The organism is Streptomyces sp. NPDC054783 (assembly GCF_053611725.1).
In genome coordinates, this window is sequence record NZ_JBSHAY010000032.1 from 80,086 (window position 1) to 98,517 (window position 18,432).

The window sequence follows — 18,432 nt, forward strand, 5'->3', positions numbered from 1 at the left end:
GCTCTCGGAAGGGCTAGCCGACCGGTCTATTAGTGATAGGCGATCGGTCGTATACTCGGGGTCATGGGACGTACCAGTGATGCGAAGGAGAAGATCCTCACCGCAGCGCAGTCGCTCATCGAGCTGCGAGGCTACTCCGCGCTGGGCGTGGCCGAGATCTGCAAGGCCGCCGGCGTACCCAAGGGCAGCTTCTACTACTTCTTCGAGTCCAAGGAGGCTCTCGCCCTGGCCGTGCTCGACGAGCACTGGGAGGCCCAGCGCAGCGACTGGGCCCGGGCCCTGCAGAACGATGCGGAGCCGCTCTCGCGGCTGCACCGGCTGTTCGAGGAGACGGAGGCCGGCCTGCGCGCAGGCCAGCAGAGCTGCGGGACCGTCTCCGGCTGCATGTTCGGCAACCTCACCCTGGAGCTGAGCAACCAGACCGAGCCCATCCGTGAACGCCTGCAGCAGATCTTCGAGGCCCAGGTGGAGATGGTCGAGGAGGTCGTCGCCGAAGCCCGGGAGCGCGGTGAGGTCACCGTCGGGGACACCCGGGAGGCCGCCCGGTCGGTGGTCGCCCAGCTCGAGGGCCAGGTGCTGTTCGCCAAGCTGTACAACAACACCCGCCACCTCGAAGCCCTGTGGGAGAACTGCCTGTCGCTGCTCTCCGCACGCCATCCGGACGTGGCGGCCGTCAACCCCTGACCGGCCCCTGCCCAAAGTCACCGGGTACGGCACGGTAGGCCGCACGGGCGGAGCGGCGGCTGCGCGGCGTGCGCCGCATCGGTGAAATCCCCCCCTGCGCCCCGCAGGCGGGTGGCGAAGGCCCGTCCCGCACCGGGAGGTCGGGGCTCTCGCCACGCGTAGCACGGCCGACGCGGAATTGCGTCAGGTGCGGTACTTCCTCGCGGTCGCCGAGGAGCTGAAACTTCGGCCGCGCGGCGAGCCGGCTCCTGATCGCGGGTCCGTCCTTGTCCCAGCAGATCAGGGCGCTGTCCCAGCAGATCAGGGCGCTGTCCCAGCAGATCAGGGCTCTGGAACGCGACCTGGGGGTCCGGCAGTTCGACCGGGCCCGCCGCTCGGTCACCCCGACCAGCCGGAGCGGCGCTCCTCCCGCACGCCCGCGCCCTTGTGGACAGCGCCGACGACCTGCGCCACGCGCGGCGAGGACGGCCGGCTCGGAGCCGGTCCGGTCGGGCTGCCCGTCCCCTCGTCGACGCCGGTGACTTCGACGCCCATGACTAGGCGCTGCGCCGGTCGCACCGCGAAGGCATCGACCTCGTGGGTTCCGAGGTCGGCAGTCCCATCATCGCCGTGCCGGGTCCGCACGCTCCGTCGGGCAAGGTGGCCTTCTTCGGCCCCGTCGTCACCCCCGCGCCCAGGGGTGAGGAGGCGGCACGCCCGTGGGACGGCACCCTCGCTGTCGCCGCCACGCCCGGCTTCCACGAGATCGAGCGGGGGCGCAGTGTCTGCCCTCTCTTCGGCTGAGAGGCCGTCCACTCACCGATCAGGGCCCCTGGTCCCCGAGAATGGCCGAAGGGCCGTTCCAGATCTCCTCTGAAACGGCCCTGACCTACGACTTCACAAAGTCGGGACGACAGGATTTGAACCTGCGACCCCTTGACCCCCAGGAGTAGGGGGCACAGGAACTATCCAGGTAAATAGTGAATTTCACGGACGCAAGCCGTGCCGTTCGAAGCAGGCCGGGCGGGATCGCGCACACCGTGTGGTCCCCAACTGGTCCCCAAGGGAGCACCGCCGGGCCTGACGGATGCTGCCGGCCCTCTCCGCGTACGCCCGCTGAAGGGCGGGCTCAGAGAGCGTTGTGGCGCCGCATCTTCTCGGCTTCACGTTGCAGGTCCCGGACGGCCTCGCGCCAACGCCAGGAACCGTCGGTGTCCCTATGCTCTTCCCCCGCAGGCCGCCAGTGCGCCAGGTTGACGGCCGAAAACAGGGGGGAGCCCGGCGCGGACGGCGTCCCTGCCGACGACAGCGGACGCGAGCACGTCCGCGTCCGGCGCGGCCAGGTCAGCCGTGACAACCCACGCCCGTCCTTCCCATCCGATCAGGAAGGTGGGAGCCGATGCCACCGGTCACTGCGAAGATCGTCGGCTTCATCCGTTGTCTCTTCACTCTCCTCGGTCGGCGCTGGTCCGGTCAGAGACGGCCTGGCGTGAACTCCCGGATCGCCTGGGCAAGTCCGGCCGGCTGGTCCAGCGGGATGAGGGTGTAGCTGTCGCCCATCTCGACCAGCCGTCCGTGCGGGAGGAGTTCGGCCAGGCGTCGGCCATGTTCAGGCGGCATGACGCGGTCGCGGCTCGCCCATACCACAAGGGCGGGACGTTCGAAGCTGGGCAAGCGTTCGGCCGCAGCCACCAGGAGGCCGGTGTCCGCTGCAGCGGCTCGCAGTGTTCGCACGGCGTCGTGACGGATATCAGGCCGCTTCATGACCGGTTGCATCCACCGGGCGGTGGCAGCGTCCCCTCGAAGGGTCAGCCACCCGAAAGCGATCGGGAGCCGGCGGATCACCCGAAGCCGCATCTGTTGCATGAACAGCCCGAACATCCGAGGCGGGAGCTTGCCGGTGAGCATCAGCGTCTTGCCTGTCAGCCCTGGCGGGAAGTTGTCGAACGCATCGCACGAGGCGAGTACGACCCGTCCCACACGCGCGGCGCCGTCGCACATGAGCAGCTGGACGATCGCCCCGCCGGTGTCATTGCCGACGAGGGTGACGTCTTGCAGATCCAGGCGGTCGAGCAACTCCGCGACCAACCGGGCCATCCCGGGCAGCGACAGGTCGGCATCCGCACGCATCGCGTGACGATGCGCGCCAAGGGGCAGCGTCGGTGCCACGCATCTGTGATCGGCTGACAGATCACTGATCGATCCGGCCCACAGCGAGGCATCCATCATGAATCCGTGCAACAGTACAAGCGTGGGACCGTCACCGCCGGTGTCCTCGTATTCGATGGTCCCGGCGGACAGTTCGATCTTTTTCATTCCCGTCCTCTTCACCTCTTGGCCGACACGAGCCTGTGCCTTGCCGGACATGTGTGTATCCGGCTGTACGGCCGCCTCCGGCGAGGTCTTCTGGTAGCCGGCCTCAGGTGAGACCTTCGAGTTTTTCGGGATTGGTGACGAAGTAGATGCCGCAGACCTGTCGGCCGTCCGGGACCAGGTCGAGGACCAGCACGGCGAAGGGCGAGCCGCCGCTGAACAGCAGCGCCGAAGGATCGCCGTTGACCCGCCGGTAGCCGATTTCCAGGCCGCCACCGGCGCGGGTGGCCCCGTTGACCAGTAGCCGGGCGACCTTGTCGCGGCCGTGGACCGGGCGCGAGCCCGCGGCGGTGGCCTTGCCTCCGCCATCGGCCCACAAGGTCACATCCGGCGCTAGGAGCGTCAGCAGCGTCCGCAGGTCGCCGCCGGACACCGCGGCCGTGAACCGCTCGGTCACCTGTTGACGCAGATGCGGGTCGGTCCGATAGCGAGGGCGTCGGGCGTGGACATGCTCGCGCGCACGGTGGGCGAGCTGGCGTACCGCCGCGGGACTGCGGCCGAGGATGTCAGCGGTCTCGGTATGGGCATAGCCGAACACCTCGTGCAGGACGAACACCGCACGTTCCAGCGGGGTGAGGGTTTCCAGGACGACCAGCAGCGCCATGGACACCGACTGGGTGCGCTCGGCCGCATCGGCGGCGTCCACGGCATCGCCGTGAACACGACCGTCGGCGAGGAAGGTGACGAGCGGTTCGGGCAGCCACGGACCGACATAGGTCTCGCGACGGCGGCTGATGGCGGCCTGGCGGGCGAGGGCTTTGTTCACCGCGATCCGCACCAGATAGGCGCGTGGGCTGTCGATCCGCACCGCGCCCGGTGCCCCGCCTCTGGACGCCCACGACAGCCATGTCTCCTGGAGCACGTCCTCGGTGTCGGCGACACTGCCGAGCATGTTGTAGACGATGGAGAACAACAGCTCTCGGTGCTCGACAAACACCCGGGTAGCCGTGTCCACTGCGCTCTCCCGGGCACTGCCGGCCGACGAGGTGTCGGACATCTTCGGACCTCCTGCCGTGTCTGACTCCTGAGAGCCGCGGGAGTGCCCGGAGTGTGACATCCACACCAAGCAATGTGACCCACATCTCACCCCGACATGTCATGACCACGACGCCGGCGTTCCGTACGTGACGCATCACGGCAACGGGCGGGACCGCGCGGCATGAAGAACCGGTCCTGCCTCGACCAGCCATGGACACGAGCGGCAAGACCTTCAGGTGACCGGACCATCGACGCATAGCGCCCGGCGAGGCGGAGAAATGTGGCGACGGTCAGCGATGATGAGCTGGGCGGCGGTGGAGAACGGCCACAAACGGAGCCTGCTGCCGTGCCTTTTCTTCAACACCATGCCCCCGGCCAAGGGCTCGCCGCTCACGACCTGCCGACTTGCCGACTTGCCCGCAAGAGAAGGTTGGTGAACGGGAGCGTGGACATCTCGGGCTCGCCCTGAGACGTGCGTCACAGTCATCCGGCCGAATGTCACACTCCGGAACCAGCCGCAGATCTCAGGTACGTCCGGCCCGCGAGGGCCACGGGCAACGCGAGATGTTGACGGTATCCCGAACGGGAGTGTGCACATGATCATGGTTACTGGCGCGACCGGAACCGTCGGTCGCGACGTAGTGAAGCTGCTGGTGGCGGAAGGAGCCGAGGCGGCGGCGGTCACCCGTGATCCGGCCGCCACCACGTTCGCCGACGGTGTTCGGTTGATCGTCGGCGATCCATCCAGTCCGCAGTCGCTGGCGTCGGCGCTGAACGGCGTGGAGGCTCTCCTGCTCAGTCCGCGCGCCGTCGGCGGCGCGAGTGCCGAGCTGCTGGCGCTGGCGGCTGAGCACGGCGTGCGGCGTGTAGTGGCGTTGTCAGCGATCACCGTCGAGTACGGGGGCGGGTACCGGCGCTTCGCCGAGGAGTTCGAGCTGGTCGAGGCCGCAGCCAGGACCTCCGGGATGCAGTGGACGTTCCTGCGGTGCGCCGACTTCGCCGCCAACGCCCATGCCTGGGCGCCGCAGATCCGTGCGACGGGCGTCGTACGAGGCGTGTACGGCGATGCGGCCACCTCCCCCATCCATCAGCGGGACATCGCCGAGCTCGCCCTACGGGCGCTGCTGGACCCCGCCCACGCTGACAGGGCGTACGCGATCACCGGGCCGGAGTCGCTCACCCAGCATGAAAGGGTCCGACTCATCGGCAAGGCCATCGGCAGGGAGCTGTCGTTCGAGGAGATTCCTCCCAAGGGGCTGCGCCAGGCGATGCTCGCCCAGGGACTGCCCGAGGACGTGCCCGACCGGGTGATCGGCTACGCGGCCGCATGCCTGAAGGAGCCGGGGCCGACGACGGACACGGTCGCACGAGTCCTGGGTCGCCCCGCCCTCACCTTCGCCACCTGGGCCGCTGAACACGTGGCCGACTTTCGGAGCTGAGGCCGTCATGAGAAAGGAGCGGGTGGTCACGACCCTACGCTTCGTGGGTCTCGTATTGACAGGCTTGTTCGCCGGATTCCTGGTCACGGTCCTCGTCTTCGAGCTCTCGCTGCGGCACTTCGACGCCTCGGTCTACACCCGGGTGCGACAGGTCGAACTCCTCCGACTGGACGACCTTGCCTCCGCCACCCTCCTGCCGACGTTGCCAGCCACCGCGACCGTCGCCGCCACGGCCGTCAAGGCGAGAGGCCGCACTTTCTGGCTCACAGTGGCAGCGTTCGCCCTGCTGCTCAGCGTCCTCGTCACGACGGTTGTCTTCAACCTCCCCATCAACTCCGATCAGTTGCACTGGAATGTGCAGGCGCCGCCCCCGGACTGGGCAAGCGTGCGCGATCGCTGGCAGATCGCTCACACCGTGCGTACGGTCGCTGCCGTAGTCGCGTTCGGACTCCTGAGCGCGGCAGCGATGAGCGCAACCCACACCAATCACCGCCCTTCCCAGGCCCCGGCCTCGGACAGAACGGCCGCATCGAGTCCGGCTTCACCCGGTCGGCCACGCAGTGCTCGTCTCCTGCGACCCGTTCGACGACCTCCCGCCCGGGCTGACCGGCAAGAGACTCATGCTCACCGGGAGGGCTCCCGGCCCGGCTGTTCGGGCTGTTCTTGCAGCAGCCGGGAATCCGGCGCTGATGAACCCCCTCGGCAGTAGCGCGTGCGTCTCAGCCGTTCGCATAGGAGTGACCATGGATATCTCCCCTCGGGCCCAGACCGGCAACGTGGACGCCCCCGTCCCACAACTCGAAAAGAACAAGCAGACCGTGCTGGCCTTCTACGGAGCCTGCCTCAACCAGAAGGACTTTGATGCCGCGTCACAGCTCATCGGTGATCGCTACGTACAGCACAACCCGTTGATCGCCGACGGCATTGACGGATTCAAGGGCTTCCTCCGTTATTTGCGGGAGACGTTCCCCGAGCTGCGCGCCGAGGTGAAGAAGATTTCTGCGGATGGTGATTTCGTCATCGCACACATTCACGGGGTGCGCGTGCCCGGACAGCTCGGCTCGGCCATTGTCGACATCTTCAGAATGGAAGACGGAAAGATCGGCGAGCATTGGGACGTAAGGCAGCCGATTTCGGAGGAAGCGGTAAACCCGAACGGAATGTTTTGACCGATTGACGCGTTCTACTGGACCGCTTCCTGCCGTATCGGGCCGGCATGAGTAGCTGAACCGGATCACCGCCGCAGCGCTCGCGCTGTAAATCCCTTTCTCTGCCCGGTCTCAGTCCGCACTGACGGGCGGAACAACGAAACCGACTGGAGTGAAAGCCATGGTCAATGTGGGATTGTTCGTGCGCATAGAAGCCAAACCGGGCCACGAGGCTGCAGTGGAAGCCCATCTGAAGGCAGCCCTTCCGGACGTCGAGGCCGAGTCCGGCACCATCGTCTGGCTGGCACTCCGCCTGGGGCCGACGACCTACGCGGTCGTCGACGCCTTCCCTGGCGAAACCGACCGCCAGGCCCACCTGGAGGCAGGACGGACCCGGCTGACTGAAGCACTCGAGCACTTCGCCCAGCCGCCCACGCTCGAGCGCACGGACGTCATCGCCGCCAAAGTCCCCCCACCTGTGGGAGCCTGAGCACCAAGATCCCCCCGCCATCATGCCGAATATCGGCAGCCCGCGCATGTCACACTTCCCGCCTCGCATCGCCCATATAGGGGCAGCGATGCATAGGGGCAAAGAGAACCGCCTTCATCGGCCTTTCTCCGCCACCCCGGCGGCCATCGCGCTCCAGAAGCGGCAGCGGTAACGGGACACCATGTCTCGTGCCACCCCGTGTTGTAGTACAGCCGAACCACTGGAACAACACCTGAACTAAGGAGCAAAGATGAAGATCTCCCGGTTAGCCGCGGCAGTCGCTGTGGCGGCGACCGTCGTCATCACCGCCGTCCCGGCAATCGCCGCGGTCCCGGACAACCAGTACCAGGACATCATCACCGCCGCACCGGACAACATCCACGCGGATCGGATGGCCGCAGGCAACCTCACGAGCACCGTTGGGTCGTTGGAGCCCTATGCCGACTCGTCCGGCCTCTTCCGGTGGGGCGGTCCGAACCGTCTCACCGCCGTCACCTTGAAGGTGAAGCCGCACGATTCGCGATGCGACGGCGGCAAGATCGGCGTTCGGCTGGTGACCATCCCTTACCACGGCGCCAATCACTACTGGCCCTGGCACGGCTACACGACCGGCTGCGGCAGGACCTATACCTACAACACGTACGCCCAGGATCCGAACGGAATCCATTACGCCACCGTGGAGCTTGGCCTCTTCAGAGGCAGCAGGCTCGAGGACACCGGGGACGCGCCCCTCTCCAGGCGCCCGAGTGCCTGAACGACGTCCAGCACGTCCGGGTCGGAGGCGGTGATACGCGACGCCGTGCTCTGCGGTGTCGCGCACCACCTCCAGCGCCCGTTGCGGAATCGGGGGCGGCGTCCACCGAGATGTCTATCGAATGTGCTGGTCACAACCACTCGTTGATGACCGCTACGAGCGGCGGTGGCCTCGTAGCGGACCCAGCCGTACCTCATAGCCACCGAGCGGTGGCACTTCAGGCGGTTGACCCCGCGCTCCACCGCGTGGAGCTCGCGGAAGCCGACCGGGGCCATACCCATGGCGGTCCGGAACCCTGCCCTTGGGCGACAACGGCTCGAGCCTGGCCCGCTGACCAAACCGGGCCGGACCTTCGACCAGCACGTCCTCCGCTGCTGGGAGCGCACCTTGACCGGGTCAAGATGCGTTTCGATCCCAGTCAAGTGCGCTGGTCCCCACATGGTCCCCAGGAATGATCAAGAGGTCATATCGGCGTGCCCCGATACGACCTCTGACCTGCGACTTCACAAGTCGGGACGACAGGATTTGAACCTGCGACCCCTTGACCCCCAGTCAAGTGCGCTACCAAGCTGCGCCACGTCCCGTTGCGCTCTCACCCGGGGTGTCCCGTGTGATCACGCAGGTCAACCCTACCGCACCCGTGCGGGTGCCTGTGTCGCCCCCGTCGCGGCGGGGATCGTCGTACGGGCGGGGCGGCGGGCCGGGACCAGAAGGGCGGCGCCGGCCGCGCCCAGGCAGAGGAGGGCGAGCAGGGCCCAGCCGTGGGTGTAGCCGGAGGCGTAGGGCAGGCCGGAGGGCTGGAGGCGGCCGGTGACCAGGACGCCGGTGAGCGCGGCGCCGATGGAGCCGCCGATGGTGCGGATGTTGGCGTTCATGCCGGTCGCGGCGCCGGTCTGCTCGGGCGGGACGCTGCCGACGACGAGGTTTGCCATGGAGGCGAAGGCGAGTCCGATGCCGAGGCCGAACAGCCCGGCGACCACGGCGATCTGCCACTGGGCGTCATGCCAGAGGGTGAGGAATCCGCAGGCCAGCGCGCCCAGTGCGGCACCCGTGGTGAGGAGCGCCTTGGCACCGACGCGGGGCTCGAGCCGGCCCGAGAGGACGCCGGAGAGGAACATCGCCAGCAGCATGGGGAGCATGAGGAGGCCGGAGGCGGTGACGCTCGCCCCGAAGCCGTAACCGGCCGCGGACGGCGTCTGGACGAAGCCCGGCAGGAAGGACCAGATCGCGTACATGCCCGCACCGAAGAGGAGGGCGGCGGCGTTGGTGGTCCACACCGCGGGCAGCCGCATCACGCGCAGGTCGATCAGCGGGGTGCGGGAGCGGGCCTCGGCCGTGAGCCACAGGGCGAACAGCACGACCGCGGCGGCGAACAGGCCGAGCACCTTCGGCGAGCCCCAGCCCCACTGCCCGGCCTGGCTCAGCGGCAGCAGCAGGGCCACCAGCCACGCGGAGAGCAGCGTGGCGCCGTACCAACTGACCTTGCCCTGGGCCCGCTTGGGCGACTCGGGGACGAAGGCCACGGCGATCAGAACCGTCGCGGCGACGATCGCCACGGGGATCCAGAACAGCCAGCGGTAGTCGAGCGCGGAGACGATCGGTCCGGCGGCCACCATGCCGACCCCGCCGCCCGCGGCGATGACCGCGGAGAGGTTGCTGATACTGCCGCTCACGTCGGCGGGCGCGAACTCGTCGCGGATGATGCCGAAGGACAGCGGGAACAGGGCGCCGCCCACGCCCTGGACGACCCGGGCGACGATGAGGACACCGATGTCGGGGGCGAGCGCGGCGACGAGACAGCCGGCGAGGACGGCGAGCAGGACGCCGACGAGCGTGCGCTTCTTGCCGACGAGGTCGCCGACCCGGCCGAGGATCGGGGTGAAGACCGAGGCGGACAGCAGATAGGCGGTCATCACCCAGGTCGCGGTCGACTGGGAGGCGTGCAGGGCGTGCTGGACGGTCGGCAGGGCCGGCGCGATCAGTGACTGGAGCATGGAGAACACGCCGGCGCCGGTCGCGAGGACCGCGAAGGTGAGGCGAGTGGACTTGCGGGGCATGGGAGAGCCTCTCCGAGTGGGAGCGCTGTGACGGGCGAAAGGGGGCGTTCCTGCCGGGCGCGTCCGGCCAGGGCGGAGCAGCCCCCGCACTGCTAAAGTGGAGGTGCGCCTCCACTCTAGCGGAGGCGTTCCTCCGGTTCAACCGAACCGGATGCGTTCCTCCGGTTCATCGATTCCCTCTGGGAGGCACAGTGACGGCCACGCCGTTCCCCGTCGGCGAGATCGTGGCGGCCCGCCGGCCGCACCGCAAGGACGCCGCCCGCAACTACGACGCCCTGCTCACCGCCGCCCGCGAGGCGTTCGCCGAGCACGGCTCGGACGCCTCCCTGGAGGACATCGCCCGCCGCGCGGGCGTCGGCATCGGCACGCTCTACCGCAACTTCCCCACCCGCCGCGACCTCTTCGAGAGCGTCTACGCCGACGAGGTCAACGCCCTGTGCCGGGCGGCCGTGGAGGTCGCGGACCTGGCGCCGTGGGAGGCACTGACCGCCTGGCTGGACCGGTTCGCCGGCTACATGGTCACCAAGCGTGCGGTGCGCGAGGCGCTGAACGACGAGTCGGAGATCTTCCAGACCTGCCGCGACTCGATGTACGCCGCCGGTGGCCCGCTGCTGGAGCACGCCCAGCGGGCGGGTGTGGCCCGCGCGGACATGGACTTCGTCGATCTGCTGCGGATGGTCGCCGGCATCACGGCCACGGCCTTCGACGACGACGCCCAGCGCGACCGGGTTCTCGCCATCGCGCTGGACGGGGTGCGCACCGGCCGCTGAGGCCGGGCACCGCCTACTTGATGAGCGCGTTCGCCACCACCACGATCACCCCGAGCAACGCGTCCCCGGCGCCCATGAGGACCGCCATGGGCCAACTCCGGGCCGACCAGCGGGCGGTGATCAGGCCGAGGACGAAGAGAATCACGATGTTGAGGGCGAACGCCGGGTATTGGACGCCGTTCGGCGACCACCAGCCCCAGCCCGCGCCCGCGAGCAGGAAGACCGTGGGCAGCACGGCCGTGACCAGCGGCCACTCGTCCCGCAGCGTGCGCAGCACGTCCCAACGGCGGTGCGGGGCGCGTTCGGCGATGTAGTGGGCGTAGCCGTGCGCGAGGGCGGAGGCGAAAGCGGTCACCAGGAGCCACACGGCGTCGTAGCGGCGGCCGGCGGCGGTCGTACGGCCGTACTGGGTGAGCGCCGCCACCATCGAGCTGGCGAGCACGGCGCCGTACACACCGCCGAACAGGACGGCCTCGCGTGTGTCGTGCCGCCGGGGCGGTGCCGTGCCGACCGCCGGGGAGTCAGCCATGGTCCCCACGATCACCCGTGCCACGCCGCCCCGCCAGTCCGCACGGAGTGACGAAGTGTCCTGCCACCAGCCCTGATGCCCCACACACTGTCGACTCCGGCGCGGCCCGGCGCTGGCTAGGCTCGCCGCATGACGCACAGCTTCGCGCTCCACATCCCCGACACCGGCCTCGAACCCGAGCCCCTCGACCCGGAACAGATCGTCTCCGGCGCCCCGGAGGTCACCGGCAAGGTGGTCTGGGAGTCCCCGGACGGCCGGCAGATCCGCGGGATCTGGCAGATCACGCCGGGCGTGGTCACCGACACGGAGGCGGACGAACTGTTCGTCGTGATCAGCGGTTCGGCGACGATCGAGGTCGAGGACGGGCCGACGCTCAGGGTGGGGCCGGGCGACATGGCGGTGCTGCGCGCGGGTGACCGTACGACGTGGACCGTGCACGAGACGCTGCGCAAGGCGTACGCGATCAACCTCTGACGTCACGACGGGACGCTGCCGCGCCCAGCGCTTTCACCCCAGCGGTCAGCGCCTCGGCCACCGGCGCCGGCGGGATGTCCGCTCCCCCGCTGGTGCGGGCCAAGAGCGGCAGCTCCACCTGGACCCCGCCCAGGCGCGTGAGGTTGACCGGGTTCCCGGGATGCACGCCGCGCAGGTCGGCCGGGATGGCGGCCAGGTCGGTGACGGCCGGGAACTGCGGGGCCCCGGCGGCCAGCGCCTCGGCGAGGACGCGGGCCGCAGCCCGGTTGCCGCCGCCCAGGAAGATCGTGTTCCCTGCCTCGGGCCGCATGTGGCCGTGCAGGGAGACCGTGAGGGAGACCCGGTCCAGGAACTCCCGCAGGAGTGCGCAGTGCCCGGCCGCCATGCGCGGGGACGGGATGTGCACGGGCTGCCGCACCCCCGGCTGGGTGAAGACGAGGCTGGTGGCGCCGCAGCGGCGCGCCACGAGGTCCGCGAGTTGGGCCGTACCCCCTTCGTTGCTGCCGTGCAGGGCCAGCAGCCCGATCTCGCTGCCCGGCAGGAGGGCCGCGACCAGCGGTGTGCCCTCGATCTCCGTGTGCTCGGTGCGGGTCACCGGGTCTTCCCCCTTCACTCGGCAGCCTGCGCGGGCATGTTGTACGGCGTGACGACCTGGATCGCGGACGGCAGCGCCGGGCCGGCCGGGGGCAGCGCGCCGTGCGCCCGCATCACGAAGTGGCAGGCCTCGCGCATGTCCTGGCGCAGGTCGTGGTGGAGCACGGCGGACAGCTTGTGCTCGCGCAGCAGCCGGGTGTTGTCGTGGTCGAGGTCGTGGGCGATGAACACCGCGCAGGCACGGCCGAGGTCGGCGAAGGCGCGCAGGGTGGCGTCGTTGCCGCCGCCGATGGAGTACACGGCCCGGATCTCCGGGTCGCGTTCCAGGGCGGCGCGGACCAGGTCGTACTGGGTGGCGTCCAGGCCCTGTCCCTCGGCGATCTCCACCAGGGTGCGCTCGGGATGCCGGGCCCGCATCACGCTGCGGAACCCCATCTCGCGCTCCTCCTCGTTGCGGAAGAAGCCGCTGCTCAGGCTGGTGAGGACATGGCCGGGCCGGTCGCCGAGCCACTGGCCCGTCAGATACGCGGCGGTGGCGCCGGCGGCCCGGTTGTCGCTGCCGACGTAGCCGATCCGGCCGCTGGCGGGCAGGTCGGTGACCAGGGTGACGACCGGGATGCCGGCCGCGGTGAGCCGGCCCACGGCGGCGGTGACCTCGGGGACGTCGGGCGCCTTGAGGATCACACCCTGGGAGCCTCGCCGGGCGATCCGGTCCAGCGTCCTGACCTGCTCGGCGGCCGGGCCGGTCTCGCGGAAGTGGAAGCGTGAGCGGACCACGGCCGGGTGCAGGGACGGCAGTTCGGCCTCCAGGGCGGCGCGTACGGCGGTGCTGAACCGCTCGGGTGCCTGCACCACGATGTCGACCATGAACGTACGACCGACCAGCCGGACCTGTGTGCGCTGCCGGTCGAGGTCGGCGATGGCCCGGTGCACCTCCTGCGCGGTGCTCTCGCGCACTCCTCCCCTGCCGTTGAGGACACGGTCCACCGTGGCCTCGCTGAGACCCGCCTGACGTGCGATCTCCCGGATCGGGAACGGGTGGCCCATGGGCCGGCTCCTTGAGGGGTTTTTGATGGCTGGCTGCTGGTTGTTCGATGGGTTTGTCATGACAAGAATGACAGGGCTGCGTCGTCGCCGTGACCGAAAGCCGTGATCGAGGGTCGTGCCCGAGGACCGTGGTCGACGGCCCCGGGCCGCAGGGCCGTGACCGAGCCGCAAGGCCATGACCGAAAGGACACCGATGTCCGTCGCCTCCGTGCCAGGACGTGCCTGGCTGTCCGAGCAGGACTGCGACCTGGACGCCTTCCGCGCCCTGACCGACCGGACGACCCGCCTCGCGGACTACCCGCACGCCGTCTCGGTGACGGGGAACGTCCTGGTGTACGAGGGTGACCGACTGCGCGCCATCGAGGACCGGGACGCGCTGCGGGCCGAGCTGGTGCGGGCGTTCGCCGACGGCCCCGGCATCGTCGTCGTCCAGGGTGCCTGCCCCGATCCGGAGGTCGTCGACCGGATCACGGCTGTGTTCGAGGCGCTGATCGCCGAACAGCGGGCCTCCGGAGCCACCGCCGGCGACCACTTCGCGCAGCCGGGCGCCAACGACCGGGTGTGGAACGCGCTGGAGAAGACGGCCCTGTACGACCCGGAGGCATTCGCCGACTACTACGCGAACGACGTCCTGGCCCTGGTCTGCTCGGCCTGGCTGGGCCCCGGCTACCAGGTGACCTCGCAGGTCAACGTGGTCAACCCGGGCGGCGCGGGGCAGACCGCGCACCGGGACTACCACCTCGGCTTCCTGAGCAACGCGACCGCGGCCGCCTATCCGGCTCATGTGCACCGGCTCTCCCCGGTGCTCACCCTCCAGGGCGCGGTCGCCCACTGCGACATGCCCGTGGACTCGGGCCCGACGCTGTACCTGCCGTACTCGCAGCGGTACGAGCCGGGGTATCTGGCCTGGCGGCTCCCCGCGTTCCAGGCGTACTTCGAGGCGCACCACGTCCAACTCCCGCTCGCCAAGGGCGACGCGGCCTTCTTCAACCCGGCGCTGTTCCACGCCGCCGGCACCAACCGCACGGCGGACGTGCGGCGCACGGCCAATCTGCTCCAGGTGTCCTCCGCCTTCGGGCGCGCGATGGAGACGGTGGACCGGGAGGCGGTGGCGAACGCGGTGTTCCCGGTGCTGCTGCGGCGGGCGGCCGAGGGTGCCGGCGAGGAGTGGCTGGAGAACGTGATCGCGGCGAGCGCCGAGGGCTATCCCTTCCCGACCAACCTCGACAGCGATCCGCCGGTCGACGGTCTGGCCCCGCCGGCGCAGGCGGATGTGCTGCGGCGGGCGGTGCGCGGGCGGTGGACCCCGCAGCGGCTCAGGGCGGAGCTGCGGGCCGCCGGCGAACGACGAGAGAGCTGAGGAAGGCCGACTCATGGGACTTCTCGACGGACTTCTCCGGGGAAAGGTCGTCCTGGTCAACGGGGGCAGCCAGGGGGTCGGTGCCGCGATCGCGCGGGCGGCCGCCCGGGAGGGCGCCGTCGTGGCGGTCACCGGCCGCCGTACCCGGCCGGGTGAGGCGCTGGCCGCCGAGCTGGCCTCGGCCGGGGCCGAGGCGATGTTCGTGCGCGCCGATCTGGCGGACGCCGAGCAGGCCAGGGCCGCGGTCGCCGAGGTGGTGGCCGCCCACGGCCGCATCGACTGCCTGGTGAACTCCGCCGGGCTGACCTCCCGGGGCACGCTGCTGGACACGACCCCGGAGCTGTTCGACGCGCACATCGCGATCAACCTCAAGGGGCCGTTCTTCGCGATGCAGGCGGCGGTCGCCGACATGGTGGCCCGCAGGGCGCCGGGCACGATCGTCAACATCATCACCTCGTCGGCGCACGGCGGCCAGCCCTTCCTGGCGCCGTACGTCGCCGCCAAAGCGGGCCTTGCGGGCCTGACCCGCAACGCCGCGCACGCCCACCGCTGGGACCGGATCCGGATCAACGGCCTGAACATCGGCTGGACCGCGACGGAGGGCGAGGACGCCACCCAGCGCGCCTTCCACGGCGCCGGCGACGACTGGCGCGAGCAGGCCGCGGCGAAGCTGCCGATGGGCAGGCTGGGCCAACCGGACGAGATCGCCGACTTCGTGGTCTTTCTGCTGTCCGACCGGTCGGGGGTGGTCACGGGGTCGGTGATCGACTGGGACCAGAACGTTCTCGGCGCACTCGACTGACCTCCCTGACGGAACATTCGCACACAAGGAGCACCATGCGTATCGGAATCCTCGGCCTCGGCCGCATCGGCGCCTTCCACGCCGAGACCCTGTCCGGCCTGGACGCCGTCGAGTCGCTCGTCGTCGCCGACCCGTTCGCGGACGCCGCCAAGGCCGCCGCCGAGCGGTTCGGCGCCGAGGTCGCGGACTCGCCGGAGGCGCTGCTCGCGGCCGGGGTGGACGGCCTGGTCGTCGCGGCGGCCACCGACGCCCACCCGGCGCTGATCCGGGCCGGCGTCGAGGCCGGCGTCCCCGTCTTCTGCGAGAAGCCGGTCGCCCGCACCATGGCGGAGGGCGTCGAGGTGCTGAAGGCCGTGCGCGACAGCGACGTGCCGATCCAGATCGGCTACAACCGCCGCTTCGACGCGGGCTTCACCGCCGCGCGAACCGCCGTACGGGCGGGCGAGCTGGGCAAGCTGCACACGGTCCGCTCCACGACGCTGGACCCGGCGCCGCCGCCGGCCGCGTACATCGCCGCCTCCGGTGGCATTTTCCGGGACTGTTCCGTGCACGACTTCGACATCATCCGCTGGGTGACGGGCCGCGAGGTGACCGAGGTGTACGCGGTCGGGGGCAACCGGGGCGCCGAATACATCAAGGCGGCGGGCGACGCGGACACCACCGGCGCGATCCTCACCCTGGACGACGGCACCATCGCAGTGGTCTCCAACTCCCGCCACAACGCCCGGGGTTACGACGTACGCATGGAGCTCCACGGCTTCGCCGACTCCATCGCCGTCGGCCTGGACGACAAGCTCCCGCTGCGCTCGGTCGAACCCGGCGTGACCTTCCCCTCCGGCACCCCGCACGACTTCTTCATGGACCGCTTCACCGACGCCTACCGTGCCGAACTCACCGCGTTCACCGAGGTCGTGGCCGGCACCCGCCCCTCCCCCTGCACCGTCGAGGACGCCCTGGAGGCAGGCTGGATCGCCGAGGCCTGCACCCTCTCCCTCCAGGAGCACCGGCCGGTGACGCTCGCGGAGGTCCGTACCGGCTGACGTGACACCCGGCAGGGCGAGTCGTACCGGCCGCACAGGCCGGGTGGCGGTCTCTCAGCTGAGACGGGCCGCCACCAGACTCGCCCCGGGCCGTATGCCGGCCTCGGCGAGGGGCCGCTGATCGGAGAGTCCGGCCCCGGTCCGCCGCGCCCACGAGGAACCCACCTCCGTGTAGCGCCGCATGGTCTCCGCGTCGTGAGGAGCCGCTCGCCCAGTTCCTCATCCACGATCTTCGGGATCGCTTCCTCCATGGTCAGCCGGATCGAGGCTTCCATGTTCTCGATCCCGCGGGTGCGGGAGGAGTTCAACCCCTGCAGCCAACCCCGCGTCTGGGTGGTCGCTGCGCCCACAGCGAGTTCGGCCACGGTCAGAAACAGGGAGATGATCCACAGCGGATTCATCACCTTCGGCTGTGCACTGCCCGAACCCGTCTGCGGCGCCATCGCGTCCCCCCTGTGCGGACTCCCTGCGGCACCCTGGCCGAGGGGATGCCGCCCCGGACCTCGCTTGCCGAAGGCGGCCTCCCAGGTCGGAGTCAGCCGCAGTAGCGGATCAGCCACTCGTCCGGGTTGTACGTGTCCCGGGCGGGGTCCGGTGTGGTGGCCGGCCGGGTCTCCACCGTGTCCTCCAGGCGTATCCGCTCCGGCAGCGAGCCGAAGCGGGAGCGGCGGAGGACCGCTGCCTCGGTGGTGTCCTGTGCGCCCCCGCGGGGTTCCCTGCGCTGCGTCATCTCGTCCTCCCGTCTTGGCGGGCGTCCCCCGTCTTCACCGACAACGCCGCGTGCCCCCGGCTGGTTCCCGGCCACGTCGGATCCGAATCCGTCGTGGTTGCGCAGGAACAACCGGGGGCACGCCGGAACTTCACGCGCCGCAGGACCGCAGGAACCGCCGGGTCCGTACCGCGATCGGCAGGGGCTTGTCCGGCTCGCAGGGATACATGTCCTGCTCGACGATCGCGAACAGCTCCACGCCCAGCCCCTGCGCCGCCTCCAGGACGGGCCCCAGTTCGGGGACGCCGGAAGGCGGTTCGCACATCACTCCGCGCTGCACCGCCGGTCCGAACGGCACCTCGTCGGCGATCACCTCGGCGAGGACGTCCGGGTCGACCTGCTTGAGGTGCAGATAGCCGATGCGCTCGCCGTAGGTCTCGATGAGCTTGACGCTGTCCCCGCCGCAGTAGGCGTAGTGCCCGGTGTCCAGGCAGAGGTTGACCAGGTCGGTGTCGGTCGAGTCCAGGAAGCGCTCGACGTGGTCCTCTGTGTCGATGTGGGTGTCGGCGTGCGGGTGGACCACGATGTCCAGGCCGTACGTCTCCTTGACCTCGTGGCCGAGCCGTTCCATGCCCTTGGTCAGGTGCGCCCACTGCTCGGCGGTCAGCTCCGGGGGTTCCAGGATCTCGGCGGTCTTGTCGTCCCGCCAGAAGGAGGGGATGACCACCAGGTGCCGCGCGCCCGTCGCCTGGGTGAGCGCGGCGACCTGGCTGACATGGGCCCAGGTCTCCGCCCAGACGGACGGGCCGCGGTGCATGCCGGTGAAGACCGTGCCGGCGGAGACCTTCAGGTTCCGCCCGGCCACCTCGTCCCTGAGCCGGGCCGGGTCGGTGGGGAGGTAGCCGTAGGGGCCGAGTTCGATCCACTCGTAGCCGGCCTCGGCCACCTCGTCCAGGAAGCGTCCCCAGGGCACCTGCCGCGGGTCGTCGGGGAACCAGACGCCCCAGGAGTCGGGGGCCGAGCCGACCCGGATCCGGTCCAGCGGGGTGGGGTCGGCCATGGTCAGGGGGTTCCTTCCGGGGAAGGCGCGACGGGTGCGGTGAGGTCGCTCTCCTCGGGGAGTTCGTCGGTGTCGACGCCGCGTACCTGGGCCAGTTCGTGCTTGAGGGCTGCGAGTTCGGCGCCGCCGGCCATGTGGTTGGTCA

The 18,432-nt window shown here is 70.0% G+C and carries 19 protein-coding genes, 1 tRNA gene and 3 pseudogenes; 13 read left to right on the forward strand and 10 right to left on the reverse strand.

Going from position 1 to position 18,432, the window contains the following annotated elements; all coding sequences use genetic code 11:
- Positions 1-63: 63 nt before the first annotated feature.
- The 3 genes and pseudogenes from ACWGJ5_RS37485 to ACWGJ5_RS37495 all read left to right on the forward strand — a co-directional run.
- A complete protein-coding gene (locus ACWGJ5_RS37485; RefSeq protein WP_453314094.1) occupies positions 64-684 on the forward strand; it encodes a TetR/AcrR family transcriptional regulator in 621 nt (206 codons plus the stop codon).
- Between the two features lie 187 nt (positions 685-871).
- Positions 872-1,178 (forward strand): annotated as a pseudogene (locus tag ACWGJ5_RS37490) (LysR family transcriptional regulator); the annotation flags it as partial.
- Positions 1,179-1,227: 49 nt separating this feature from the next.
- Positions 1,228-1,467 (forward strand): annotated as a pseudogene (locus ACWGJ5_RS37495) (mycothiol-dependent nitroreductase Rv2466c family protein); the annotation flags it as partial.
- A gap of 669 nt (positions 1,468-2,136) precedes the next feature.
- On the opposite strand, the gene ACWGJ5_RS37500 reads toward ACWGJ5_RS37495, so the two are convergent.
- Both ACWGJ5_RS37500 and sigJ read right to left on the reverse strand, forming a co-directional pair.
- Positions 2,137-2,979, reverse strand: coding sequence for an alpha/beta fold hydrolase (locus ACWGJ5_RS37500; protein ID WP_453314095.1), 843 nt, complete (start codon positions 2,977-2,979; stop codon positions 2,137-2,139).
- A 103-nt stretch (positions 2,980-3,082) separates the two neighbouring features.
- Positions 3,083-4,033: an RNA polymerase sigma factor SigJ gene (gene sigJ, locus ACWGJ5_RS37505; RefSeq protein ID WP_453314096.1), complete on the reverse strand. Its 951-nt coding sequence runs from the start codon at positions 4,031-4,033 to the stop codon at positions 3,083-3,085.
- A gap of 577 nt (positions 4,034-4,610) precedes the next feature.
- Between sigJ and ACWGJ5_RS37510 the strand changes: the two genes are divergently transcribed.
- From ACWGJ5_RS37510 to ACWGJ5_RS37530, 5 genes are all read left to right on the forward strand, one after another.
- Positions 4,611-5,453, forward strand: coding sequence for an NAD(P)H-binding protein (locus tag ACWGJ5_RS37510; RefSeq protein ID WP_453314097.1), 843 nt, complete (start codon positions 4,611-4,613; stop codon positions 5,451-5,453).
- 7 nt (positions 5,454-5,460) lie between these two features.
- Positions 5,461-6,162, forward strand: a complete 702-nt coding sequence (locus tag ACWGJ5_RS37515; protein WP_453314098.1) for an anthrone oxygenase family protein — start codon at positions 5,461-5,463, stop codon at positions 6,160-6,162.
- Between the two features lie 34 nt (positions 6,163-6,196).
- Complete coding sequence (locus ACWGJ5_RS37520; RefSeq protein ID WP_453314099.1) at positions 6,197-6,622, forward strand: nuclear transport factor 2 family protein; 426 nt, start codon at positions 6,197-6,199, stop codon at positions 6,620-6,622.
- A gap of 160 nt (positions 6,623-6,782) precedes the next feature.
- On the forward strand, positions 6,783-7,091 hold the full coding sequence (locus ACWGJ5_RS37525; RefSeq protein WP_453314100.1) for a putative quinol monooxygenase: 309 nt from the start codon (positions 6,783-6,785) through the stop codon (positions 7,089-7,091).
- A 250-nt stretch (positions 7,092-7,341) separates the two neighbouring features.
- Positions 7,342-7,845 carry a hypothetical protein gene (locus ACWGJ5_RS37530; protein WP_453314101.1) on the forward strand — a complete coding sequence of 168 codons (504 nt, stop codon included), beginning with the start codon at positions 7,342-7,344 and terminating at the stop codon, positions 7,843-7,845.
- A gap of 510 nt (positions 7,846-8,355) precedes the next feature.
- On the opposite strand, the gene ACWGJ5_RS37535 is transcribed toward ACWGJ5_RS37530, so the two are convergent.
- Positions 8,356-8,429, reverse strand: a tRNA-Pro gene (locus ACWGJ5_RS37535).
- 45 nt (positions 8,430-8,474) lie between these two features.
- Positions 8,475-9,902, reverse strand: coding sequence for an MFS transporter (locus ACWGJ5_RS37540; protein WP_453314102.1), 1,428 nt, complete (start codon positions 9,900-9,902; stop codon positions 8,475-8,477).
- Positions 9,903-10,093: 191 nt separating this feature from the next.
- Here ACWGJ5_RS37540 and ACWGJ5_RS37545 point away from each other — a divergent pair, with 191 nt between their 5' ends.
- The gene (locus ACWGJ5_RS37545) at positions 10,094-10,672 is read left to right on the forward strand and encodes a TetR/AcrR family transcriptional regulator (protein ID WP_453314103.1); all 579 of its coding nucleotides are present in this window, start codon (positions 10,094-10,096) and stop codon (positions 10,670-10,672) included.
- Positions 10,673-10,685: 13 nt separating this feature from the next.
- On the opposite strand, the gene ACWGJ5_RS37550 is transcribed toward ACWGJ5_RS37545, so the two are convergent.
- Positions 10,686-11,201, reverse strand: a complete 516-nt coding sequence (locus tag ACWGJ5_RS37550; protein WP_453314104.1) for a hypothetical protein — start codon at positions 11,199-11,201, stop codon at positions 10,686-10,688.
- Between the two features lie 129 nt (positions 11,202-11,330).
- On the opposite strand from ACWGJ5_RS37550, the gene ACWGJ5_RS37555 reads away from it, so the two are divergent.
- A complete protein-coding gene (locus tag ACWGJ5_RS37555; protein WP_453314105.1) occupies positions 11,331-11,675 on the forward strand; it encodes a cupin domain-containing protein in 345 nt (114 codons plus the stop codon).
- Here the strand turns inward: ACWGJ5_RS37555 and ACWGJ5_RS37560 are convergent.
- Both ACWGJ5_RS37560 and ACWGJ5_RS37565 read right to left on the reverse strand, forming a co-directional pair.
- Positions 11,665-12,270: a poly-gamma-glutamate hydrolase family protein gene (locus ACWGJ5_RS37560; protein ID WP_453314106.1), complete on the reverse strand. Its 606-nt coding sequence runs from the start codon at positions 12,268-12,270 to the stop codon at positions 11,665-11,667. The two genes, ACWGJ5_RS37555 and ACWGJ5_RS37560, sit on opposite strands and share 11 nt — an antisense overlap.
- A 14-nt stretch (positions 12,271-12,284) precedes the next feature.
- Positions 12,285-13,316 (reverse strand): LacI family DNA-binding transcriptional regulator, encoded by a 1,032-nt coding sequence (locus ACWGJ5_RS37565; protein ID WP_453314107.1) that lies wholly within the window; start codon positions 13,314-13,316, stop codon positions 12,285-12,287.
- 193 nt (positions 13,317-13,509) lie between these two features.
- Here ACWGJ5_RS37565 and ACWGJ5_RS37570 point away from each other — a divergent pair, with 193 nt between their 5' ends.
- From ACWGJ5_RS37570 to ACWGJ5_RS37580, 3 genes are read left to right on the forward strand one after another with little or no spacing between them, the layout of a single operon-like run.
- Positions 13,510-14,676: a phytanoyl-CoA dioxygenase family protein gene (locus ACWGJ5_RS37570; RefSeq protein ID WP_453314108.1), complete on the forward strand. Its 1,167-nt coding sequence runs from the start codon at positions 13,510-13,512 to the stop codon at positions 14,674-14,676.
- Positions 14,677-14,689: 13 nt separating this feature from the next.
- Entirely contained in the window at positions 14,690-15,478 is a 789-nt protein-coding gene (locus tag ACWGJ5_RS37575) for an SDR family oxidoreductase (protein WP_453314109.1), read from the forward strand.
- Positions 15,479-15,513: 35 nt separating this feature from the next.
- On the forward strand, positions 15,514-16,518 hold the full coding sequence (locus tag ACWGJ5_RS37580) for a Gfo/Idh/MocA family protein (RefSeq protein WP_453314110.1): 1,005 nt from the start codon (positions 15,514-15,516) through the stop codon (positions 16,516-16,518).
- A 535-nt stretch (positions 16,519-17,053) separates the two neighbouring features.
- Here ACWGJ5_RS37580 and ACWGJ5_RS37585 read toward each other — a convergent pair.
- From ACWGJ5_RS37585 to ACWGJ5_RS37595, 3 genes and pseudogenes are all read right to left on the reverse strand, one after another.
- Positions 17,054-17,248 (reverse strand): hypothetical protein, encoded by a 195-nt coding sequence (locus ACWGJ5_RS37585; RefSeq protein WP_453314111.1) that lies wholly within the window; start codon positions 17,246-17,248, stop codon positions 17,054-17,056.
- A 130-nt stretch (positions 17,249-17,378) separates the two neighbouring features.
- Entirely contained in the window at positions 17,379-18,287 is a 909-nt protein-coding gene (locus ACWGJ5_RS37590) for a sugar phosphate isomerase/epimerase family protein (RefSeq protein WP_453314112.1), read from the reverse strand.
- A 2-nt stretch (positions 18,288-18,289) separates the two neighbouring features.
- Positions 18,290-18,432 (reverse strand): annotated as a pseudogene (locus ACWGJ5_RS37595) (sugar ABC transporter ATP-binding protein); the annotation flags it as partial.

Bases quoted from the DNA above. Each gene is read 5' to 3' on its own strand.
- ACWGJ5_RS37485 (WP_453314094.1), top strand. From the start codon at position 64: ATGGGACGTACCAGTGATGCGAAGGAGAAGATCCTCACCGCAGCGCAG.
- ACWGJ5_RS37500 (WP_453314095.1), bottom strand. From the start codon at position 2,979: ATGAAAAAGATCGAACTGTCCGCCGGGACCATCGAATACGAGGACACC.
- sigJ (WP_453314096.1), bottom strand. From the start codon at position 4,033: ATGTCCGACACCTCGTCGGCCGGCAGTGCCCGGGAGAGCGCAGTGGAC.
- ACWGJ5_RS37510 (WP_453314097.1), top strand. From the start codon at position 4,611: ATGATCATGGTTACTGGCGCGACCGGAACCGTCGGTCGCGACGTAGTG.
- ACWGJ5_RS37515 (WP_453314098.1), top strand. From the start codon at position 5,461: ATGAGAAAGGAGCGGGTGGTCACGACCCTACGCTTCGTGGGTCTCGTA.
- ACWGJ5_RS37520 (WP_453314099.1), top strand. From the start codon at position 6,197: ATGGATATCTCCCCTCGGGCCCAGACCGGCAACGTGGACGCCCCCGTC.
- ACWGJ5_RS37525 (WP_453314100.1), top strand. From the start codon at position 6,783: ATGGTCAATGTGGGATTGTTCGTGCGCATAGAAGCCAAACCGGGCCAC.
- ACWGJ5_RS37530 (WP_453314101.1), top strand. From the start codon at position 7,342: ATGAAGATCTCCCGGTTAGCCGCGGCAGTCGCTGTGGCGGCGACCGTC.
- ACWGJ5_RS37540 (WP_453314102.1), bottom strand. From the start codon at position 9,902: ATGCCCCGCAAGTCCACTCGCCTCACCTTCGCGGTCCTCGCGACCGGC.
- ACWGJ5_RS37550 (WP_453314104.1), bottom strand. From the start codon at position 11,201: ATGGCTGACTCCCCGGCGGTCGGCACGGCACCGCCCCGGCGGCACGAC.
- ACWGJ5_RS37555 (WP_453314105.1), top strand. From the start codon at position 11,331: ATGACGCACAGCTTCGCGCTCCACATCCCCGACACCGGCCTCGAACCC.
- ACWGJ5_RS37565 (WP_453314107.1), bottom strand. From the start codon at position 13,316: ATGGGCCACCCGTTCCCGATCCGGGAGATCGCACGTCAGGCGGGTCTC.
- ACWGJ5_RS37570 (WP_453314108.1), top strand. From the start codon at position 13,510: ATGTCCGTCGCCTCCGTGCCAGGACGTGCCTGGCTGTCCGAGCAGGAC.
- ACWGJ5_RS37575 (WP_453314109.1), top strand. From the start codon at position 14,690: ATGGGACTTCTCGACGGACTTCTCCGGGGAAAGGTCGTCCTGGTCAAC.
- ACWGJ5_RS37580 (WP_453314110.1), top strand. From the start codon at position 15,514: ATGCGTATCGGAATCCTCGGCCTCGGCCGCATCGGCGCCTTCCACGCC.
- ACWGJ5_RS37585 (WP_453314111.1), bottom strand. From the start codon at position 17,248: ATGACGCAGCGCAGGGAACCCCGCGGGGGCGCACAGGACACCACCGAG.
- ACWGJ5_RS37590 (WP_453314112.1), bottom strand. From the start codon at position 18,287: ATGGCCGACCCCACCCCGCTGGACCGGATCCGGGTCGGCTCGGCCCCC.